Genomic DNA, 17607 nt, shown 5'->3' with positions numbered 1-17607 from the left:
ATAATTGAGAGATTAAGCTTGCTGCAAATGTAGTATATTTTTAGATAATTTGCAACATTTAAAGCAAATTACTAGGAATTTCGCAAATAGGTATAGGAATCATCTTATGTTTGTTGGCAGTGTTGAATCGTTTGTATATATTAAAGGCAATTTGTTCTCTGCCTGTAAAATCTTCAGCTCGTTTACCCGCTTCATCCATTTTCATAGCCCATTCTAATTCTGGGTATGATGCGCCTATTTGGTCTTCATCACTTCTTGCATCTCCAAAGAGTCCGTCGCTAGGAGCAGCGTTCATAATAGATTCTGGTACTTTTAAAAAATCTCCTAATTCATAAACTTCAGATTTAACCAAATCGGCAATAGGACTTAAATCCACTCCACCATCACCATATTTTGTATAAAAACCCACTCCAAAATCTTCTACTTTATTACCAGTTCCAGCTACTAATAACTTATAAAGACCGGCGTAATAGTAAAGGGTTGTCATGCGTAAGCGTGCTCTGGTGTTTGCTAGTGCCATGTCAACAGTAGCTTGGTCTCCATCAAAAAACACTTCGTTTTTAAATGCTTCAAAAACGGGTGTTAAATCGCTTCTGGTGTCGCTTACAGTATCAAACTTTTCTTTTAATTGTTTAATATGTTCTTGAGCTCTGGTTACATGGCTTTCGGCTTGGTGGATGGGCATTTCAATACATAACACATCTAGGCCTGTTTTAGCGCATAGTGTAGATGTTACTGCCGAATCTATCCCCCCTGAAATACCAATAACAAAACCATTTACCCTTGCTTGGGTTGCATAATCTTTTAACCAATGAACTATATAATTTACAACTTTTTCTGTTTGCATTTCAAATGAATTTAATCCAAGAATTGTACCTTTGCTAACAAAAATAAACGAAACACTCTATTAATAAAAATTTATGACGTTTAAGTTTTATAGGAAACATATATTAATTTTTTTGACCATAATGGTTACGGTCTTTTCTTGTAAAAAGGAGAGTGGGTTAGAAAATGACATTGCTAAGATTAATTTAGATGCTCATATTGAAAGATTTGATTTGTTATTTGCTAAAATTAATAATGAAAGTTTACCAGATTTAAAACGGGCATACCCGTTTATGTTTTCAGAAAAATATTCAGATTCTTTCTGGATTCAAAAGGCACAAGACACCTTGCAAAAACAACTATTTAACGAGGTAGAAAAAACGTTTCTAGATATTGATGCTACCGAGTTGGAAATTGAATCTTTATTTAACCATTTAAAATATTATTTTCCTGAGTTTCGTACCCCAAGAATTATTACTACAACAAGCGATGTCGATTATAGAAACCGCATCATTATTACGGATACTATTGTAGTTATCGCATTAGATAATTATTTAGGTAGTAATCATGAGTTTTATGAAAATATTTCTAAATATTTAAGAGAAGATTTAAAAAAGGAACAAATAGTAGTGGATTTATCCACAGAATATGCTAAAAAATACATTCATCAGCAAGCAAGAAAAATGTTTTTAGACGAACTTATTTACTTTGGAAAACAACTTTATTTTAAAGATGTGGTTATTCCATTTAAAACTGAAGCAGAACGTATAGGATATACCAAAGAACAACTGGATTGGGCTATAAGTAACGAAAGTTATATTTGGCGCTATTTTGTTGAGCATGAATTGCTATTTAGCACCGATACCAAATTAGCGGGCAGGTTTATTACACCTGCACCATTCTCTAAATTTTATTTGGAAGATATTGATGCAGAATCGCCAGGGCGTTTAGGGCAATATATTGGCTGGCAAATTGTGAAGGCTTATATGCAGCAAAATGAGGTATCTATAAAAGATATGTTAATAAAAAGTTCAGAAGAGATTTTTAATAATTCAAAGTTTAAACCACGAAAGTAATGTCGAAATCAATTACCTCCAAAATAGAATTAACCGTAGAACTTGATGCGAACAGAGTACCAGAAAAACTGCATTGGACGGCTGAGGATGGCGGAATTACCAATGAAGAAGCTAAAGCAATGATGTTAGCGGTTTGGGACTCTAAAGTTCAAGAAACTTTACGAATTGATTTATGGACCAAAGATATGCCTGTTGATGAAATGAAATTGTTTTTTCATCAAACTCTAGTGGCTATGAGTGATACATTTCACCGGGCTACTCAAGACGAAAAAATGACAGCAACAATGAAAGATTTCTGCGATTATTTTGCTGAAAAGTTGGAGATTAAAAAGTAATTAATTTTTCGATTTAGCATCAATTACTTCTTTGTTCAAATGGTCTAAATACAAAATACCATTTAAGTGATCTATTTCATGCTGAAAAATAACGGAAGTAAAACCTTCCACAGTTTCTGTTTTATGTTCCGCCTTCATAGTATCATACTCTATTAAAATTGAAAAAGCGCGGGTGTTTAAAGTATCTGTTCTGTTTGGAATGGATAAACAGCCTTCTCTAAAGGTTTGTTTTTTGTCTGAATAGCTTTTAATTACTGGGTTTAAATACACTTCAAAAGGAATGTTTTCTTTATCAAATCGTTGCACCCAAATAATGTTTTTTAAAATACCTACTTGTGGTGCCGCAATACCAACGCCTAATGAGATGCTGTCTCTAACGGTAGCATATAAGCGACTAACAAACCTTTGTAGAACAGCATCGCTTGGTGTTGCTTTTATGTAATGACTTTTCATTCTAAGCAACAGAGAGTCTTGTTTGTTGGTTATTTTGAAAACGCGCATAGGAGTTGATGAATCTGAACTCATTATAATTTCAGAGTGTTCTGCCGAAAAGGAATTTTTCAATATACTTTTTGATCCGTAGCATGATGAAAGTATGATGCTCATACCAATTAAAAAGAAACAGTTTATCTTCATATAAAATTAAAAATAAAAGGAAACAACGTATTCAATTACCATTGGTTGATTCTATCTGAATCTAACTTAATAAAGATAAATAATAAAATGGTAAAACCCCAAAGCCCTGAACCCCCATAACTAAACATGGGCAGTGGAATGCCAATAGTAGGAATGACGCCCATAACCATCCCAATATTTATAAAAAAGTGCATAAAAAATATGGAAGCAACACCATAGCCATACATTCTACTAAATTGAGAACGTTGTAATTCCGCCAAATGTAGAATACGAAGAAATAGTAATATGAAAACGATGATTACGGCAGCACTACCAACAAAACCCCATTCTTCTCCAACCGTACTAAAAATATAATCGGTATGTTGTTCAGGAACAAATTTACCAGTAGTTCGGGTACCTTCCAAAAAGCCTTTGCCTGTTATACCACCTGAGCTAATGGCTTTTTCAGATTCATTTAAATTATACGCAATGGTTTTCTTCATGCGTTCTAATTTAATAGGATCTTTTTCAAGACTTAACCAAATAGTTATTCTGTCTTTTTGATGAAAAGGCAAGATGTTATCATAAAAATAGCGAACGCCAAATGAAACTAAAATACTAATTAAAATGATAGAAATAGGTTGAATAAACATTGGTTTCCTCCGTCTGGAAAAATGATGGACTAATACAAATATGGTAATAATTATAGATGTTATAATAACCCCAAATTTTAAAGAACACAGGCAAATAACAATTAGCATGAAAAGTATAATTAAATATATAGGGGATAAGCCTTCCCTATATAGTACAAAAATAAAACTACCATAAACCAACGTACTACCAGCGTCTTTTTGAAGCAATACTAAAATCGCGGGAATAGCGATGATAGCAAATACACGAAGTTGGTCTTTAATCCTATTAATGTCTGTATTTAAATCACTAACGTATTTTGCAACAGCCAACGCTGTAGCTGCTTTTGCAAATTCACTAGGTTGTATGGTCATACTCCCAATAGCATACCACGAGGTTGCACCATTCACATTTTTTCCAAAGATAAAAAGCCCTACTAAGGACAACATGGATATGATATATATCACACTAGAAAAACGTTCATAGAATTTAGATTCAATAGCTAAAATAATAATAATAAGTCCGATAGTTAAAAAGATAAACATGAGTTGTTTACCGTAGGGTTGAGAAAAATCGAAATAGTTTATAGTATCTCCAGAATGTGAAGCTGACACAATATTCAACCAACCAAAACCAACAAGTAATAGGAATAGAATAATGGTAATCCAATCAAATTTGTAATATCTGCTAGCTTCCGTTATCATTTACTATTTATTGTAGGGTTATGAGTTATTTAATTTTATTTATAAATTCGCTCCTTGATTTTTCTTTGACTCTTCAGGGCTTTTGGATTTATTATTTAGTTGATTTAATAGTTCTTTAAGATGTTTGTATTCAGTTTCATCAACAAGTTCTAAAGTTGTATTCTTATTGATTCCAAAAGGTTTTCCAGAATAGGGCTTTGCATACTCATGCTCTAAAGTATGCCATAAAATCCAATCTTCCATGTCGGTTCTAGTAATAGTTTCGTTAATGTATTTTTCAATCATTAAACTAGCAATCTTTCCAGCAAATCGAGCACCCCAATAACCATTTTCTACAAATACTGCGAGTGCTATTTTAGGATTATCTTTAGGAGCAAAAGCAATAAATATAGAATGATCCGTTAATTGCATGCGTTCGCCATTAACTTTTACAAAGTTTTCGGCAGTTCCTGTTTTTCCACAAATTTCAATACCTTTTATTTGAACACTTGCCGCAGTACCATGATTGTAAACATCAAACATGCCTTGTATAATGGGTTCAAAATGTTCTTTATTTATGGTTGTGTGATTAGGCGTTGTATATTTAGTATCGATTTTATGCCCTTCAATATTTTTTATGATGTGAGGTGTGTAATAGTAACCACGGTTGGCAATAGCAGCCGTCATGTTTGCTAATTGAATAGGTGTGGTTAATACTTCACCTTGACCAATCGCATTTGAGAGATTAAAGGTGCTTCCCCATCTGTTTTTACCATAAAGCTGGTCGTATGTTTTGCTATTTGGAATTTTACCAGGTTGTCCAACCGATAAATCGTTATTTAAATAATTGCCTAAGCCAAAACTTTTTACATGATTGCTCCAAATGTCCATGCCTGTAGCGGGGCTTTTAGTTTTGTCTATGATTCTTCGGTAAACATTGGCAAAATAGGCATTACAAGAATTGTAAATGCCTCCGTTCATAGCTAAAGGACTTGGATGCCCATGGCAGCCCATTTTCCTGCCTCCATAACTATACCCATGGCTACAATAAAATCGGTCTTGTGTAGTAACCACCTCTTCTTGCAAACCAATGAGTGCATTTAGGATTTTAAATGGTGAACCTGGAGGATACATGGCTTGAAGTCCTCTGTCATATAGAGGCTTATTAATACTATCGTTATATAATTTTGAAAAGTTTACTGAACGTTGACGTCCCACCAATAAATTAGGGTTGTAAGTAGGAGTAGAAACCATGGCTAAAATTTCGCCACTACTAGGTTCTATGGCAATAATACCACCATGTTTATCTTGCATGAGCAATTCGCCATAGGCTTGTAATTTCGCATCGATGGTGATGGTAATATCGCTACCAGGTTTTGGCAACGTATCATAAATACCATCTTTATAGGGGCCTAAATCTCTATTAAATCTATCTTTTTGAATAAATTTAATGCCTTTTACTCCACGTAATGTTTGTTCGTAAGAGATTTCAATACCTTGTTTCCCAATAAGGTCGCCCATTTTATAGTAAGGGTCTCTGGCAATAATAGCATCATTAACTTCACCTATATCACCTAAAACATTGGCGCCTATAGTGGTTTGATAATGCCTTAAAGAACGCTTTTGGATATAAAAACCTTCAAATTTTCGCATTTTTTCTTGTAAACTAGCATAATCTTCTTTTGATAAATGCGGAATAAAAACAGAAGGCAACCAAGGAGAGTAATGATATGCTTTTTGAAAAATTTCTGTAAACCTAGCTTTTTCAATTTTCAATAAATTGCAAAATTCTAAAGTATCTAAGGGTTTTACTTCACGAGGAATAAACATAACATCGTAAGAGGGCTGGTTGGAAACCAGTAACTCTCCGTTTCTATCAAAAACAAAACCCCGTTTTGGGTAGTCGTAAACTTTTCGAATGGCATTGTCTTCATACAAATCTTGAACTCCCCCATTATATATTTGTAAATAAAAAAGCCTGAATAAAAATATAAGTCCAACGGCCACTATAGCTACAATAAGTAAGAATCGTCTCATTTAGTTTTTTTACTAAAAATAATGGTTACTATTAAGATTAATAAAATAGTAAAAATACTTGAGAATAACGTTTTTTGAAGCACTAAAATTATTTTTGAAACACTAAACATTTCTAAAAAAAATAACATAAAGTGATGTGAAAAAGTGAGTATGGTTAGGTAGGTTAATTTTTCACCGAATTCGACCGCGTTAAATTTTATTGTTTGATGCAGGTAAATGACTCCAAAAGAGAATTTTAATATTATGGGTCTTATATAAGCAATGAATACGCATGCTGCTGCATGAATACCGGCAGTGTCTGAAAATAAATCGATTGTTAATCCTAAAAGAAAACTTAAAAAAATAATAATAAAACGGTTGTTTTTTACAGGAAACAACGCAATAAACATTATATAAACATACGGGTTTATGTAACCTAGAAAATTAATATTGTTAAACAGTATAACCTGCAAGAAAACCAATGTAATAAAACGTGTAATATGTATAAATACAGTATTATTCATTAACGGTTTTATTTAGTAATTTATTAATTTCATTAGCATCAATATTTTCAATCGTATAGACGTGTTCAAGATTGGTCATATCATTAAACAATTTGATGTTTATTTCATAATAATTTTCGGCAGCATCTAGTTTAAAATCATTTATAACACCTATCAGAATTCCTTTAGGAAAAATGGATGAACGCCCCGAAGTAATAATAGTATCCCCCTTTACGATAGGTGCTATTTTAGGGATATCCATAAGTTGGATATAAGATGCAGATTTGGCATTCCAGTACAGTGTGCCAAAATGATTTGTTTTTTTTAGTTGTGCACTAATTTTGTTTGTGGTATTTAATACAGAAATAACCGTTGCATAACGTTTGCTGGTGCCATCAATAATACCAACAATGCCTTTTGAGCTTATAACACCTAAATCTTGTTTTAAACCATCTTTTTCTCCTTTGTTTATAAGCAGTACATTATTGACCCCAGAATACGTGTTCCTAATAACGTTTGCTAAGGTGAATTTATAAGTGCCATTATAAGTGATCGTGTCTAAATAAGTAGAGTCTTTTTTGTTTTCGGAATTAAATAGGAGCATTTTTAGACGACTATTTTCTTCGGCCAAGACTTGATTTTGTGATTTTAAATTGATATATCCCGTAAAATTATTAATGGAATTGTAAATGCCACCAGTAAAAAAATTGGCAGAGTTTATAAACTTGCTTTTGTGGTAAGAGTGCGTTTGAATTGTAAAAATAAAGGAAATAGAAAACAGCAACAAGGACAACAAAAAATTTTTGTTTCTTATAATGAAATTAATAATCTGTTGCATGTTTTATAAACCTATTTAATCAAAACACTTTTGTATTTAGCCAAATTTTTAAGCGTAATACCCGTGCCTCTAACAACAGCACGTAAAGGGTCTTCGGCTATATAAACTGGAAGGTCTGTTTTTTGAGATAAGCGTTTGTCTAAGCCTCTTAACATAGAACCACCCCCTGCTAAATAAATACCTGTATTATAAATATCGGCAGCTAATTCTGGAGGTGTTTGTGATAAGGTTTCCATGACAGCGTCTTCAATACGCAAAATAGATTTATCTAATGCTTTTGCAATTTCTCTAAATGATATAGACACTTGTTTAGGTTTACCCGTTAGTAAATCACGTCCTTGTACACTCATATCTTCTGGAGGTAAGTCTAAATCTTCGGTGGCAGCACCAATTTGGATTTTTATTTTTTCAGCAGTACGTTCGCCTACATATAAATTGTGTTGCGTACGCATGTAATAAACGATATCGTTTGTAAATACATCACCTGCAATTTTAACCGATTTATCACAAACAATTCCTCCAAGAGCAATAACAGCAATTTCGGTCGTTCCACCACCTATATCAACCACCATATTTCCTTTAGGTTGCATAATATCAACGCCAATACCAATAGCTGCAGCCATGGGTTCGTGTATTAAATAGACTTCTTTTCCGTTAACACGTTCGGCACTTTCTTTTACTGCCCGCATTTCAACTTCTGTAATGCCCGAAGGAATACAAACCACCATACGAAGTGCTGGGGTGAAAAATTTCTTTTTTAATGCGGGTATGTTTTTAATAAACATACTTATCATTTGTTCGGAAGCATCAAAATCGGCAATAACACCATCTTTTAATGGACGTATGGTTTTGATATTTTCATGGGTTTTTCCTTGCATTAGACTCGCTTCTTGACCCACAGCAATAATTTTGCCAGTAATTCTATCGCGTGCTACAATGGAAGGTGCATCAACCACAACTTTGTCGTTATGAATAATAAGAGTATTTGCAGTACCTAAATCTATTGCAATTTCTTCGGTTAGGAAGTCAAAAAAGCCCATAAGCTATAAGTAGTATTAGAGGTTTAAAAAACGAATGCTGTAAAAGTAATAAATCTAAATAAAAAAAAACAGTTTATTATGTTTAGTTACATAATTAATTTTATTAACCGTATAGTCCTTCAAAAAAACAGAATTGAGGTGCATTTTTGTTTGTGTTTTCCTTTAAATAATTGAAATAGTAGCAGTACAAACTAAAAAATAAGTGATAAAAAACCTTCTTGTGCTATGTTTTTATTGTTTGATTATAATAAATTCCTGTTTTGTTCCTTTTTTTTTTAATATTAAATATTTTATTGTTTCTTTGGACGTAACTGTTATCAAATTTTTTCTATAAGATAATAAGAGCGCCCTAAAAATTAACTAATAAACCAAATAATAATATGAGTACAGAAAACAAAGAGTTACCACCAGGAACTAATAAATTAACGACAGTTAATACCCTTAATAAAGGAGAAAGAATGAGCCCATCGCCTCAAACTACAAATACACCTCTTCCTCCAGCAGTAAGTGCTGTAAAGAATGGGACTAATATAATTATAACAGCTACCGTATTTGTAGATGAAAAAGATAGCTTAAATAGTTTAGAAGTTTACATAACGTCTTCATTGGTAGGAGGAACACAAGGTGTTTATTTTGTTTATGATTATGTAGAAGAAACACCAACTGCGGTATACCCTTATACTTTTAGTTTTAACCTGCCAGACTCAACGAATGCTATTGAAAAGATAAAGTCCTTCTTATGGGATGAAGATCCTGTAACTTCAAGAGGGACTGTTACGGAAGTGGAAGGAAGATAGAAATCATTTGTGATTTGATTATTGAAAATCCATGAACCTAAATTTCATGGATTTTTATATATCTGCTTTTATAAAACCATCTATGAATGCAAAAAGTGAAATTAAGTTAGTTACAATTTTAATTTTATTATTTTCAAGTGGTTACTCTTTTTCTCAAAAGGGAGATGGAACATGAGCTTTTTTGATTCTATAATAAGTGAAAAAGCAAGAGTTTATAAATTGAACTCCTTATTTTATAAATCGACTTCTTTTTTATCTTAATAAAGATTGGGATTCTACATTGGTTTATACCATGAAGCAGCTAAACAGTCCTCAAAAAAATAGAGAAGTAAAAATTATTCACGTTTTTTAAGAGGTTGCAGTTTTAATCAGAAAATAAATCCTATTTGTGATTTAATTGTGGAAGATTCTGGAATTGGCATAAACGAATCCACGTGTTTAGAATTTCTAAAAGACACTGTTTGTTGTGTAAAAATGAAAATGAAAACATGAGAGGAATTGGTTAGAGTTTGCAGTGATATAAATCGAAGATTAAATAAAATAGAATAGATATTGTAGTTATTTATATTTTTTTAAACTAGGATAACAACAACTTAATAGTTTACTAACAAACCAAATAATAATTAATAATTATGAGTAAAGAAGAGAGAATTCTTCCTCCAGGAAAACCCATTAGTAAAGAAAATGTTACAGTAGAAAAATTAGATGCGTCAATAAATTTTTCTTATAACTCAGCATCTGTTATACCTTTATCTCCTATTGTTCAGACAAGTTACAAAGGGAAGGTTTTGCAGGTTAGTGCCATTGTTTTTATCCCTTCATTAATAGAAGAACCGAATTTTAGTATTGTTAGTAAAAAACGGATTAGCTTATATTCAGGAAAAAACCAATTGAATTTATATATCGCGTATTGTTATGAAGAAGTAAGCTCTCAAAATTTTGATGCTTACCGAGTAGATATCATTATTAAAAAGCTACCAAGGAATTTAGATAAAATACAAACGTTTCTATGGAATGAAGATCCAGTAACTTCAAGAGGCACTGTTACGGAAGTGGAGGGAAGATAGAAGATGTTGGTAATTTAACTATTGAAAATCCATGAACCGTAAATTTCATGGATTTTTAAATATATTTGTTTTTATAAACCATTCTATGAAAGCAAAAAGTGAAATTAAGTTAATATTGATTTTTATTTCATTATTTTCAAGTGGTTACTCTTTTTCTCAAAAAGAGATGGAATACGAGCTTTTTGATTCTGTAATAAGTGAAAAAGCAAGGGTTTATAAATCGAACGCCTTATTTTATAAATCGACTTCTTTTTTTCTTAATAAAGATTGGGATTCTACATTGGTGTATACCATGAAGCAGCTGAACAATCCTCAAAAAAATAGAGAAGTAAAAAATTATTCACATTTTTTAAGAGGTTGTAGTTTTAATCAGAAAAAGCTATATAAAGAAGCTCAAAAAGAGTTCAAATTAATATCGCCAGATTTTGAGTTCTATTTCATAGTAAAAATGGATTTAGGCGAAGTTGCATTACAGCTTAGTCAATTTAAAAAGGCGATTGCTTATTACGAAGAATTGCTAAGTTTATCTGATAATAATTATAAATATTTAAAGAAAAGTATAATCAACCATAATTTAGGATTGTGCTACTTGCATTTAGGAGAATTTAAAAAAGCAGAGCCGTATTTAATTGAAAATGTAAAGTTAGAAGAACAAAAAGAAGATACGCTTAAAATAATACTTGCTTACGGAAATTTAGCGAATTTATATTATGAACAATATCAAGATGATTTAGCTATACCGTATTTTGAAAAAGCATATCAACTATCAAAAAAAATAAAAGATATAAAAACTAAGCATAACTCAGCATTAAACATGGCTGTGGTTGAAGAAAATCGCAAAAATTTTCAAAAATCATTAGCATATAGAAAGGAATATGAACAATGGAAAGATTCTTTAAACGATCAAAATAAAATTTGGGAAGTTGCTCAACTAGAAAAACAATTTGCAGTAAAGGAAAAACAAAAAGAAGTTAGTTTATTGCAAGTCGAAAATAAGGCCAAAATAGTAGAAAGAAATGGGTTGTTTTATTCGGCCATAGTGCTTTTAGTGTTGTTAGGAACAACCATGTATTTTTATAAGGAGAAAATAAAAACGAATAAAATTATAGTGGCTCAAAAGGAACGTTTAGATGTGTTAAATGCCACAAAAGATAAACTCTTTTCCATTGTAAGTCATGATTTGCGCTCCTCGGTTAATGCGCTTAAAACAAGTAATACAAAATTATTAGATAATTTAGAGGCAAAGAATTTAGATGTATTAGATAATTTATTGCATACGAATAGTGCCATAGTAAATGGCGCTTATAATTTATTAGACAACCTATTAAACTGGGCGTTGTTGCAAACAAATCAATCCTACTTTGAAATAACCTCCATACGTTTGTTTTTTATAGTGGAGCAAACAGTTTATAACTATAAGCCATTAATGTTAGAGAAGAACATAGATTTTGAAACTAAGATTTTAAAAAAGGATGTTGTTTTTGCAGACCAAGAATCGTTAAAAATTATATTAAGAAATTTGTTAGATAATGCTATCAAGTTTTCTAATGAAAATGGAAAGATTAAAATCTACACCACACACACTCATGAATCCTATTGCGATTTAGTTATTGAAGATTCTGGATTAGGAATAAGCAAAACAGCTCGTTTGGAACTTCTTAAGGACTCCGCCATATTATCAAAAAAAGAGCATGAAGATGTTATAGGAACCGGCTTAGGACTGCAATTATGTAAATCGATGATTAAAAAAAATAATGGAAAATTTTCTATAGAAAGTGAATTAGGAAAAGGTACGAAAATGATTGTATCTTTACCTAAAACAGCATCATAATGGATCATGTAAATGTACTTATAGTTGAAGATACGGTTGATGAAAGTGATGCTTTAAAAAAAGTGCTTATATCTAATAATTATAATATTGTTGGTGTGGCCACTAGTTTTAAAGCGGCATTAAACCTATTTTATACCAATAAAATAGATATTGTAGTTATTGATATTTTTTTAAATGGCTTACCTGACGGTATCTCTTTTGCAGAAGCTATTAATGGTAGTCCAAATGCCTCAAAACCATTTGTGTTTTTAACGAGTTCTACTGATCGACAAATATTTGAAAGAGCAAAGTTAACACAGCCATTTAGTTATTTGATGAAACCATTTAACGAATTAGAAATTCTATATGCATTAGAAATGGCTGTGGAAAAGTTTTATGGACAACCCAACGCGTTTTTAAGTGAAGAAGAAAATACTGTTATAAGTCATGAGCACCTCTTTATAAAAAAAGGGAAATCCTTAAAAAAAGTACTTATTTCAGATATTATATATATAGAAGTAGAAGAGAAATATTGTAATATAATAACTGAAAAAGAGAAATTTGTAATCCTGATATCGTTAACAAAAATGTTGAAACTGTTAGATGATTCACTGTTTTTTAGAACTCACAGAAATTATATTGTAAATACGGAAAAGATAATTGAGATTATACCTATCGACAATCTTATTATTTTATCTGGAAACAATAAAGTAACACTAAGTGAGCACTATAAGGACATTTTAAAAAAACTTCCTACCTTAAAATAAATTTAGAGTTCACTTCTTATTTTTATGAAAAGGCTGTCCTGTGTCCAAAGATTAGAGCCTTAAGTGATTTCACACCTGTAGAATATATCATTAAAACTACAGAAGGTTTAATTTGTTTTATCTCTTTTTCCTCCATATCCTCATTGGATAATTGATTCCAATAAGCTTATATGTTTTCGTTTTCCCTTCTTATGGATAAAAAAAGCGGCTTCGTGCTAATTTTTTACACTAACCCCTTATTAATCAATAGATTTATAAAACAAAAAAACAGAATATTTTTCAAAAACAAAATATTTTCTGAAAATGGTATTAAGAAAAAATAATTTAAAAGATAAATCAGAGATGGTTGCAAACAAAACAGCTCGAAAAACGAAATCAAACTATTTCATGATATTACTTATGGTAGTTGTTGTATTTCAATTAGGAATTTTAATATATCGATTAAGTAAATTGATTGATATTTAACTAATAAGGGAGATTAATTTCATTAATTAATTTCAAAAAAGAGAGCACTATTTTTTAATTAGTGCTCTTTTTTAATATTATATTCTTTGTTTTTAATGCTTAAAATGACGTGTTCCGGTCATTACCATAGCTACATTATTATCATTACAATAATCAATGCTCAACTGGTCTTTAATAGAACCGCCCGGTTGAATTACAGATCTAATGCCCGCATTTTTAGCAATTTCCACACAATCAGGAAACGGGAAAAAAGCATCACTAGCCATAACAGCACCATTTAAATCAAATTTAAAGGTTTTGGCTTTATGAATGGCTTGTTCTAAAGCATCAACACGACTGGTTTGTCCTGTTCCGCTAGCTAATAATTTTTTGTTTTTTACTAAAACGATGGTGTTCGATTTAGTGTGCTTGCAAATTTTTGATGCAAATATTAAATCTTCTAAATCGTTCTGTGTTGGTTTGGTGTTTGTAACGTATGTTAAACCTTCAATAGTGTCGGTAACATTATTTCTATCTTGAACTAAAATGCCGTTTAAACAACTTCTTACGTTGGTTTGTGGCAATTCAATTTCGTTAAGAATTAAAATGATTCTGTTTTTCTTTCCTTTTAGAATTTCTAAAGCTTCAGAGTTGTATGAAGGAGCGATAACAACTTCACAGAATAAGCTGCTAATTTCTTCAGCAGTTGCTTTATCAATTTCAGTATTACTAATTAAAACACCACCAAAAGCAGAAACGGGGTCGCCAGCTAAAGCGTCTTTATAGGCTTGGTGAATTGTGTTGCTTTGCGCAAACCCACAAGCATTGTTGTGTTTTAATATAGCAAAGGTTGGTGCTTCACCTTTAAATTCATTTATTAAATTAACAGCAGCATCAACATCTAATAAGTTATTATAACTTAATTCTTTACCGTTAAGTTTTGTAAATATAGCATCAAAATCGCCAAAGAAAAACCCTTTTTGGTGTGGGTTTTCGCCATAACGCAATACATGACCGTTGGTTTCGCTTATTTTTAAAACAGTTTCTTCGTTATTTTGGTTGAAGTAATTAAAAATAGCTGTGTCATAATGAGACGATACGTTAAATGCTTTTCCTGCAAAACGTTTTCTGTTTTCTTCTGAGATACTTCCGTTATCGGCTGAAATTAATTCTAAAAATTCTGTATAATCATCAACAGATGCAACACAAATTACATCAGCGAAGTTTTTAGCAGCAGCACGAATTAATGAAATACCGCCTATATCAATTTTTTCAATAATATCTTGTTCGCTGGCGCCTGAAGCAACAGTTTTCTCAAATGGATATAAATCAACGATAACTACATCAATTTGAGGAATTTCAAAATCCTCTAATTCTTTAATGTCACCAGCATGGTTTTGTCTGTTTAAAATACCACCAAATACTTTTGGATGTAATGTTTTTACACGACCACCAAGAATGGATGGGTACGATGTTACTTCTTCTACAGGAATTACGTTAATGCCTAAGTCGTTAATAAAAGTTTGGGTGCCGCCAGTAGAATAAATGGTTACACCTTGCTCGTTTAGTTTTCTAACAATAGGTTCTAAACCGTCTTTACTAAATACGGAGATTAATGCTGATTTTACTGTTTTTTCGTTGCTCATTTTTTAAATCTAATAATAAGTTGCAAAAGTAGTTATTTCAACTAAAATACAACTGTTTATAAAACAAAAAACAAGGTGATTTTTTAACTAAATCAACGTTTTATTAACAAGAATTTTAAAATACCAAAATTAACTAAAGTATGGAGGCGACTTGCTCACAAACAAACTCTAAAAAACGTTCGTCTGCTTTGGTAAAAGGGTCTGGTGTGTTTGAATCAATATCAATTTGTCCCATATTTTCTCCATTTACAAAAATAGGGATTACAATTTCAGCCTTTACTGTTATGCTACAAGCTATATAATTATCTTGAGCAGCTACATCTGGCACTACAAAATTTTGGTTGCTTAGGGCTACCTGCCCGCAAATACCTTTCCCAAAAGGAATAATCGTATGGTCGGTGGGTTCTCCAACGTAAGCATTTAGCTTTAACTCTTCTTTATTACCATTTCTAAAATAAAAACCAACCCAATTGTAATATGAAATATTAGCTTCAAGTAATTCGCAAATTTGTAATAAACAATCGTGTAATATAAGTGAATTACTGTTTTTAATTATAGTTTCTACTTGTGGTTTTAATTGTTCAAAAGTCATAAATTCAAAAGTTTTGGTAAAAGTATTTAAAAATGGGATGAATGTTATATTTGATTTACATAATTTTAACCTTAATAAGTTGAATTTCATGTTTAGACATACATGAGGTAAGAATGACATAGTAAAGACGCAACATAAATGATTGAATCCATAATACTTTTACTTCAAATTAAAATTATAAAAAAAGGAATGATTTGAATTTATCACAAAGAGTAAAAGATTTGAGAAAGAAAAAACATAAATACATACCTGCATTAAGAATTTTTAAATAAAAAAGATTCTAAAATATAAAAAAGCTTAAATTTAAAAACTGGAAAGCAACCGCATATAGCTGTTATGCTTCCTTAAAATAAACCATACATTTTTGAAAGCACTCTTAGTAAAATATAAATCAGTTATAAAGTTCATACTTGTGTTTTTGTTAACATATATTGTTTTATCGATATGCTATAAGTTTTACTTGCAATTTTCTGATGGATCTAAATTTTATCCAGATTATATCACGCATTTAGTGGCTAAACAAAGTGAAGCCTTAATAAGTGTTCTTGGATATAATACGGAAGTTTTAAAGCACCCAGATGAACCCTCTATGAAACTCCTTGTAAATAATATACCCATAGCGCGTATTATTGAAGGTTGTAATTCCATGAGTGTTATTATCTTATTTGTATCGTTTATTATAGCTTTTGCATCTGAGTTTAAGACAACGTTTTTCTACATCCTTTCGGGAAGTGTTTTAATTTACACAGTTAACCTATTGCGTATTGTTATGTTAACCATAGGCTTGTATCATTATCCACATCAAAAGGATGTTTTTCACACCGTTGTTTTTCCTGCTATTATTTACGGTATGGTGTTTTTATTATGGATTTTTTGGGTGAATCGGTTTTCTAAATTGAAGAATAACAATGAGTAATTCCAAAAAATACGTTTTATTGATTGTGTTATTCGGATTGTTGATTTTAATTCGACTTTTTGAAAGTGACTTGTTTTACGACCCTTATCTAACGTTTTTTCAAAACGACTATTTGTATATGGACAGTCCAAGACGAGAAATTTTTAAAGTAACATTATTTACCTCGTTACGATTTATACTAAACACCGCTATTTCATTAGGAATATTATACGTGGTTTTTAAAGATAAAAGCATTGTTAAATTTTCTATGCTTATTTATATTTTAGCTTATGTAATTCTAATAATAATTTATTTGTATTTTGTTATTAACCCAAGACAAGAAGATTATTATTTGTTTTTTAATGTGCGTAGGTTTTTAATTCAACCGATTATACTAATTCTTTTATTGCCTGCATTTTACTATCATAAAATTAAAAATTAAAATGTTAATCATTTTGTAAATGAGGATTATTATTTTTAATTTTTTGTATTTTCGCACGGTGATAATGCAATTTTTACATAAAAGTTTTTCAGTGCTCTTAGCATTGCTTGTAATGTTTTCAACAGTTTCTTTTACTATTGAAAAGCATTTTTGTGGTGATGTTTTGGTAGATGTTTCTGTTTTTACTGAAGCCCAAAAATGTATTATGGGTGCTTTTGAAACAGATCAACAAACTATCAGAAAAAAAATATGTTGTAAAGATGAAGTAAATGTTATTCAAGGTCAAGATAATTTAAGACTTACTTCTTTTGAAGATTTTAATTTTCAGCAACAACTATTCATTGCAAGTTTTACCTATACATTTATTAGTGTTTCTCAAGGGTTAGCTGAACATGTTATTCCTCATAAAAATTACTCTCCACCTCATTTGGTTGCCGATATTCAGGTTTTAGACCAAGTTTTTATTATTTGATTAATAGATTTTTTTTGTAAATCCCGATTAACTACTGGGACATACCTAATTATTAAATTTAAATCTTAAAACATATTATATATATGCATTCGTGTTTTTGAAAGCATATTTATG

Annotated in this window: 17 protein-coding genes; 9 read left to right on the top strand and 8 right to left on the bottom strand. The window is 31.0% G+C overall.

Annotated features, from left to right (window positions below; genetic code table 11):
• Positions 1-58 precede the first annotated feature (58 nt).
• Positions 59-847 (bottom strand): NAD(+) synthase, encoded by a 789-nt coding sequence (gene nadE / locus QLS71_RS04315; RefSeq protein ID WP_308990686.1) that lies wholly within the window; start codon positions 845-847, stop codon positions 59-61.
• A 121-nt stretch (positions 848-968) separates the two neighbouring features.
• On the opposite strand from nadE, the gene gldB reads away from it, so the two are divergent.
• Positions 969-1901, top strand: coding sequence for a gliding motility lipoprotein GldB (gene gldB / locus QLS71_RS04310; protein ID WP_308990685.1), 933 nt, complete (start codon positions 969-971; stop codon positions 1899-1901).
• Positions 1901-2236 carry a gliding motility protein GldC gene (gene gldC, locus QLS71_RS04305; protein ID WP_308990684.1) on the top strand — a complete coding sequence of 112 codons (336 nt, stop codon included), beginning with the start codon at positions 1901-1903 and terminating at the stop codon, positions 2234-2236. The genes gldB and gldC overlap by 1 nt, the downstream gene beginning before the upstream one ends.
• Here the strand turns inward: gldC and def are convergent, their stop codons facing one another.
• The 5 genes from def to QLS71_RS04280 form a co-directional block, all read right to left on the bottom strand.
• Entirely contained in the window at positions 2237-2872 is a 636-nt protein-coding gene (gene def / locus QLS71_RS04300) for a peptide deformylase (RefSeq protein WP_308990683.1), read from the bottom strand.
• Between the two features lie 35 nt (positions 2873-2907).
• The gene (gene rodA, locus QLS71_RS04295) at positions 2908-4185 is read right to left on the bottom strand and encodes a rod shape-determining protein RodA (protein ID WP_308990682.1); all 1278 of its coding nucleotides are present in this window, start codon (positions 4183-4185) and stop codon (positions 2908-2910) included.
• Between the two features lie 39 nt (positions 4186-4224).
• Positions 4225-6201, bottom strand: coding sequence for a penicillin-binding protein 2 (mrdA, locus tag QLS71_RS04290; protein ID WP_308990681.1), 1977 nt, complete (start codon positions 6199-6201; stop codon positions 4225-4227).
• Positions 6202-6696: 495 nt separating this feature from the next.
• Positions 6697-7521 (bottom strand): rod shape-determining protein MreC, encoded by an 825-nt coding sequence (mreC, locus tag QLS71_RS04285; RefSeq protein ID WP_308990680.1) that lies wholly within the window; start codon positions 7519-7521, stop codon positions 6697-6699.
• An 11-nt stretch (positions 7522-7532) separates the two neighbouring features.
• Entirely contained in the window at positions 7533-8561 is a 1029-nt protein-coding gene (locus QLS71_RS04280; RefSeq protein ID WP_308990679.1) for a rod shape-determining protein, read from the bottom strand.
• Positions 8562-8941: 380 nt separating this feature from the next.
• On the opposite strand from QLS71_RS04280, the gene QLS71_RS04275 reads away from it, so the two are divergent.
• The 4 genes from QLS71_RS04275 (at position 8942) to QLS71_RS04260 (ending at position 13002) form a co-directional block, all read left to right on the top strand.
• Complete coding sequence (locus QLS71_RS04275; protein ID WP_308990678.1) at positions 8942-9358, top strand: hypothetical protein; 417 nt, start codon at positions 8942-8944, stop codon at positions 9356-9358.
• 632 nt (positions 9359-9990) lie between these two features.
• Positions 9991-10425 carry a hypothetical protein gene (locus QLS71_RS04270; RefSeq protein ID WP_308990677.1) on the top strand — a complete coding sequence of 145 codons (435 nt, stop codon included), beginning with the start codon at positions 9991-9993 and terminating at the stop codon, positions 10423-10425.
• Positions 10426-10510: 85 nt separating this feature from the next.
• Complete coding sequence (locus QLS71_RS04265) at positions 10511-12256, top strand: tetratricopeptide repeat-containing sensor histidine kinase (RefSeq protein WP_308990676.1); 1746 nt, start codon at positions 10511-10513, stop codon at positions 12254-12256.
• Complete coding sequence (locus QLS71_RS04260) at positions 12256-13002, top strand: response regulator transcription factor (protein ID WP_308990675.1); 747 nt, start codon at positions 12256-12258, stop codon at positions 13000-13002. The genes QLS71_RS04265 and QLS71_RS04260 overlap by 1 nt, the downstream gene beginning before the upstream one ends.
• 557 nt (positions 13003-13559) lie before the next feature.
• Here the strand turns inward: QLS71_RS04260 and purH are convergent.
• Positions 13560-15092, bottom strand: a complete 1533-nt coding sequence (purH, locus tag QLS71_RS04255; protein WP_308990674.1) for a bifunctional phosphoribosylaminoimidazolecarboxamide formyltransferase/IMP cyclohydrolase — start codon at positions 15090-15092, stop codon at positions 13560-13562.
• A gap of 133 nt (positions 15093-15225) precedes the next feature.
• Positions 15226-15684 carry a GAF domain-containing protein gene (locus QLS71_RS04250; protein ID WP_308990673.1) on the bottom strand — a complete coding sequence of 153 codons (459 nt, stop codon included), beginning with the start codon at positions 15682-15684 and terminating at the stop codon, positions 15226-15228.
• A gap of 364 nt (positions 15685-16048) precedes the next feature.
• Between QLS71_RS04250 and xrtF the strand changes: the two genes are divergently transcribed.
• The 3 genes from xrtF to QLS71_RS04235 all read left to right on the top strand — a co-directional run bounded on the left by xrtF (position 16049) and on the right by QLS71_RS04235 (position 17493).
• Positions 16049-16600, top strand: coding sequence for an exosortase family protein XrtF (gene xrtF, locus QLS71_RS04245; RefSeq protein WP_308990672.1), 552 nt, complete (start codon positions 16049-16051; stop codon positions 16598-16600).
• The gene (locus QLS71_RS04240; RefSeq protein WP_308990671.1) at positions 16593-17021 is read left to right on the top strand and encodes an exosortase F system-associated protein; all 429 of its coding nucleotides are present in this window, start codon (positions 16593-16595) and stop codon (positions 17019-17021) included. The genes xrtF and QLS71_RS04240 overlap by 8 nt, the downstream gene beginning before the upstream one ends.
• 112 nt (positions 17022-17133) lie before the next feature.
• Positions 17134-17493: a hypothetical protein gene (locus tag QLS71_RS04235; RefSeq protein WP_308990670.1), complete on the top strand. Its 360-nt coding sequence runs from the start codon at positions 17134-17136 to the stop codon at positions 17491-17493.
• The last annotated feature ends 114 nt before the right edge of the window (positions 17494-17607 follow it).

Source organism: Mariniflexile litorale (assembly GCF_031128465.2).
Classification (GTDB): Bacteria; Bacteroidota; Bacteroidia; order Flavobacteriales; family Flavobacteriaceae; genus Mariniflexile; species Mariniflexile litorale.
The sequence above is the reverse complement of the archived record's forward strand: the minus strand, read 5'-3'. Positions and strand labels throughout refer to the sequence as shown.

What these genes read in the sequence shown, in the direction of transcription:
- nadE (WP_308990686.1), bottom strand. Translation starts at nt 847, where the DNA reads ATGCAAACAGAAAAAGTTGTAAATTATATAGTTCATTGGTTAAAAGAT.
- gldB (WP_308990685.1), top strand. Translation starts at nt 969, where the DNA reads ATGGTTACGGTCTTTTCTTGTAAAAAGGAGAGTGGGTTAGAAAATGAC.
- gldC (WP_308990684.1), top strand. Translation starts at nt 1,901, where the DNA reads ATGTCGAAATCAATTACCTCCAAAATAGAATTAACCGTAGAACTTGAT.
- def (WP_308990683.1), bottom strand. Translation starts at nt 2,872, where the DNA reads ATGAAGATAAACTGTTTCTTTTTAATTGGTATGAGCATCATACTTTCA.
- rodA (WP_308990682.1), bottom strand. Translation starts at nt 4,185, where the DNA reads ATGATAACGGAAGCTAGCAGATATTACAAATTTGATTGGATTACCATT.
- mrdA (WP_308990681.1), bottom strand. Translation starts at nt 6,201, where the DNA reads ATGAGACGATTCTTACTTATTGTAGCTATAGTGGCCGTTGGACTTATA.
- mreC (WP_308990680.1), bottom strand. Translation starts at nt 7,521, where the DNA reads ATGCAACAGATTATTAATTTCATTATAAGAAACAAAAATTTTTTGTTG.
- QLS71_RS04280 (WP_308990679.1), bottom strand. Translation starts at nt 8,561, where the DNA reads ATGGGCTTTTTTGACTTCCTAACCGAAGAAATTGCAATAGATTTAGGT.
- QLS71_RS04275 (WP_308990678.1), top strand. Translation starts at nt 8,942, where the DNA reads ATGAGTACAGAAAACAAAGAGTTACCACCAGGAACTAATAAATTAACG.
- QLS71_RS04270 (WP_308990677.1), top strand. Translation starts at nt 9,991, where the DNA reads ATGAGTAAAGAAGAGAGAATTCTTCCTCCAGGAAAACCCATTAGTAAA.
- QLS71_RS04265 (WP_308990676.1), top strand. Translation starts at nt 10,511, where the DNA reads ATGAAAGCAAAAAGTGAAATTAAGTTAATATTGATTTTTATTTCATTA.
- QLS71_RS04260 (WP_308990675.1), top strand. Translation starts at nt 12,256, where the DNA reads ATGGATCATGTAAATGTACTTATAGTTGAAGATACGGTTGATGAAAGT.
- purH (WP_308990674.1), bottom strand. Translation starts at nt 15,092, where the DNA reads ATGAGCAACGAAAAAACAGTAAAATCAGCATTAATCTCCGTATTTAGT.
- QLS71_RS04250 (WP_308990673.1), bottom strand. Translation starts at nt 15,684, where the DNA reads ATGACTTTTGAACAATTAAAACCACAAGTAGAAACTATAATTAAAAAC.
- QLS71_RS04240 (WP_308990671.1), top strand. Translation starts at nt 16,593, where the DNA reads ATGAGTAATTCCAAAAAATACGTTTTATTGATTGTGTTATTCGGATTG.
- QLS71_RS04235 (WP_308990670.1), top strand. Translation starts at nt 17,134, where the DNA reads ATGTTTTCAACAGTTTCTTTTACTATTGAAAAGCATTTTTGTGGTGAT.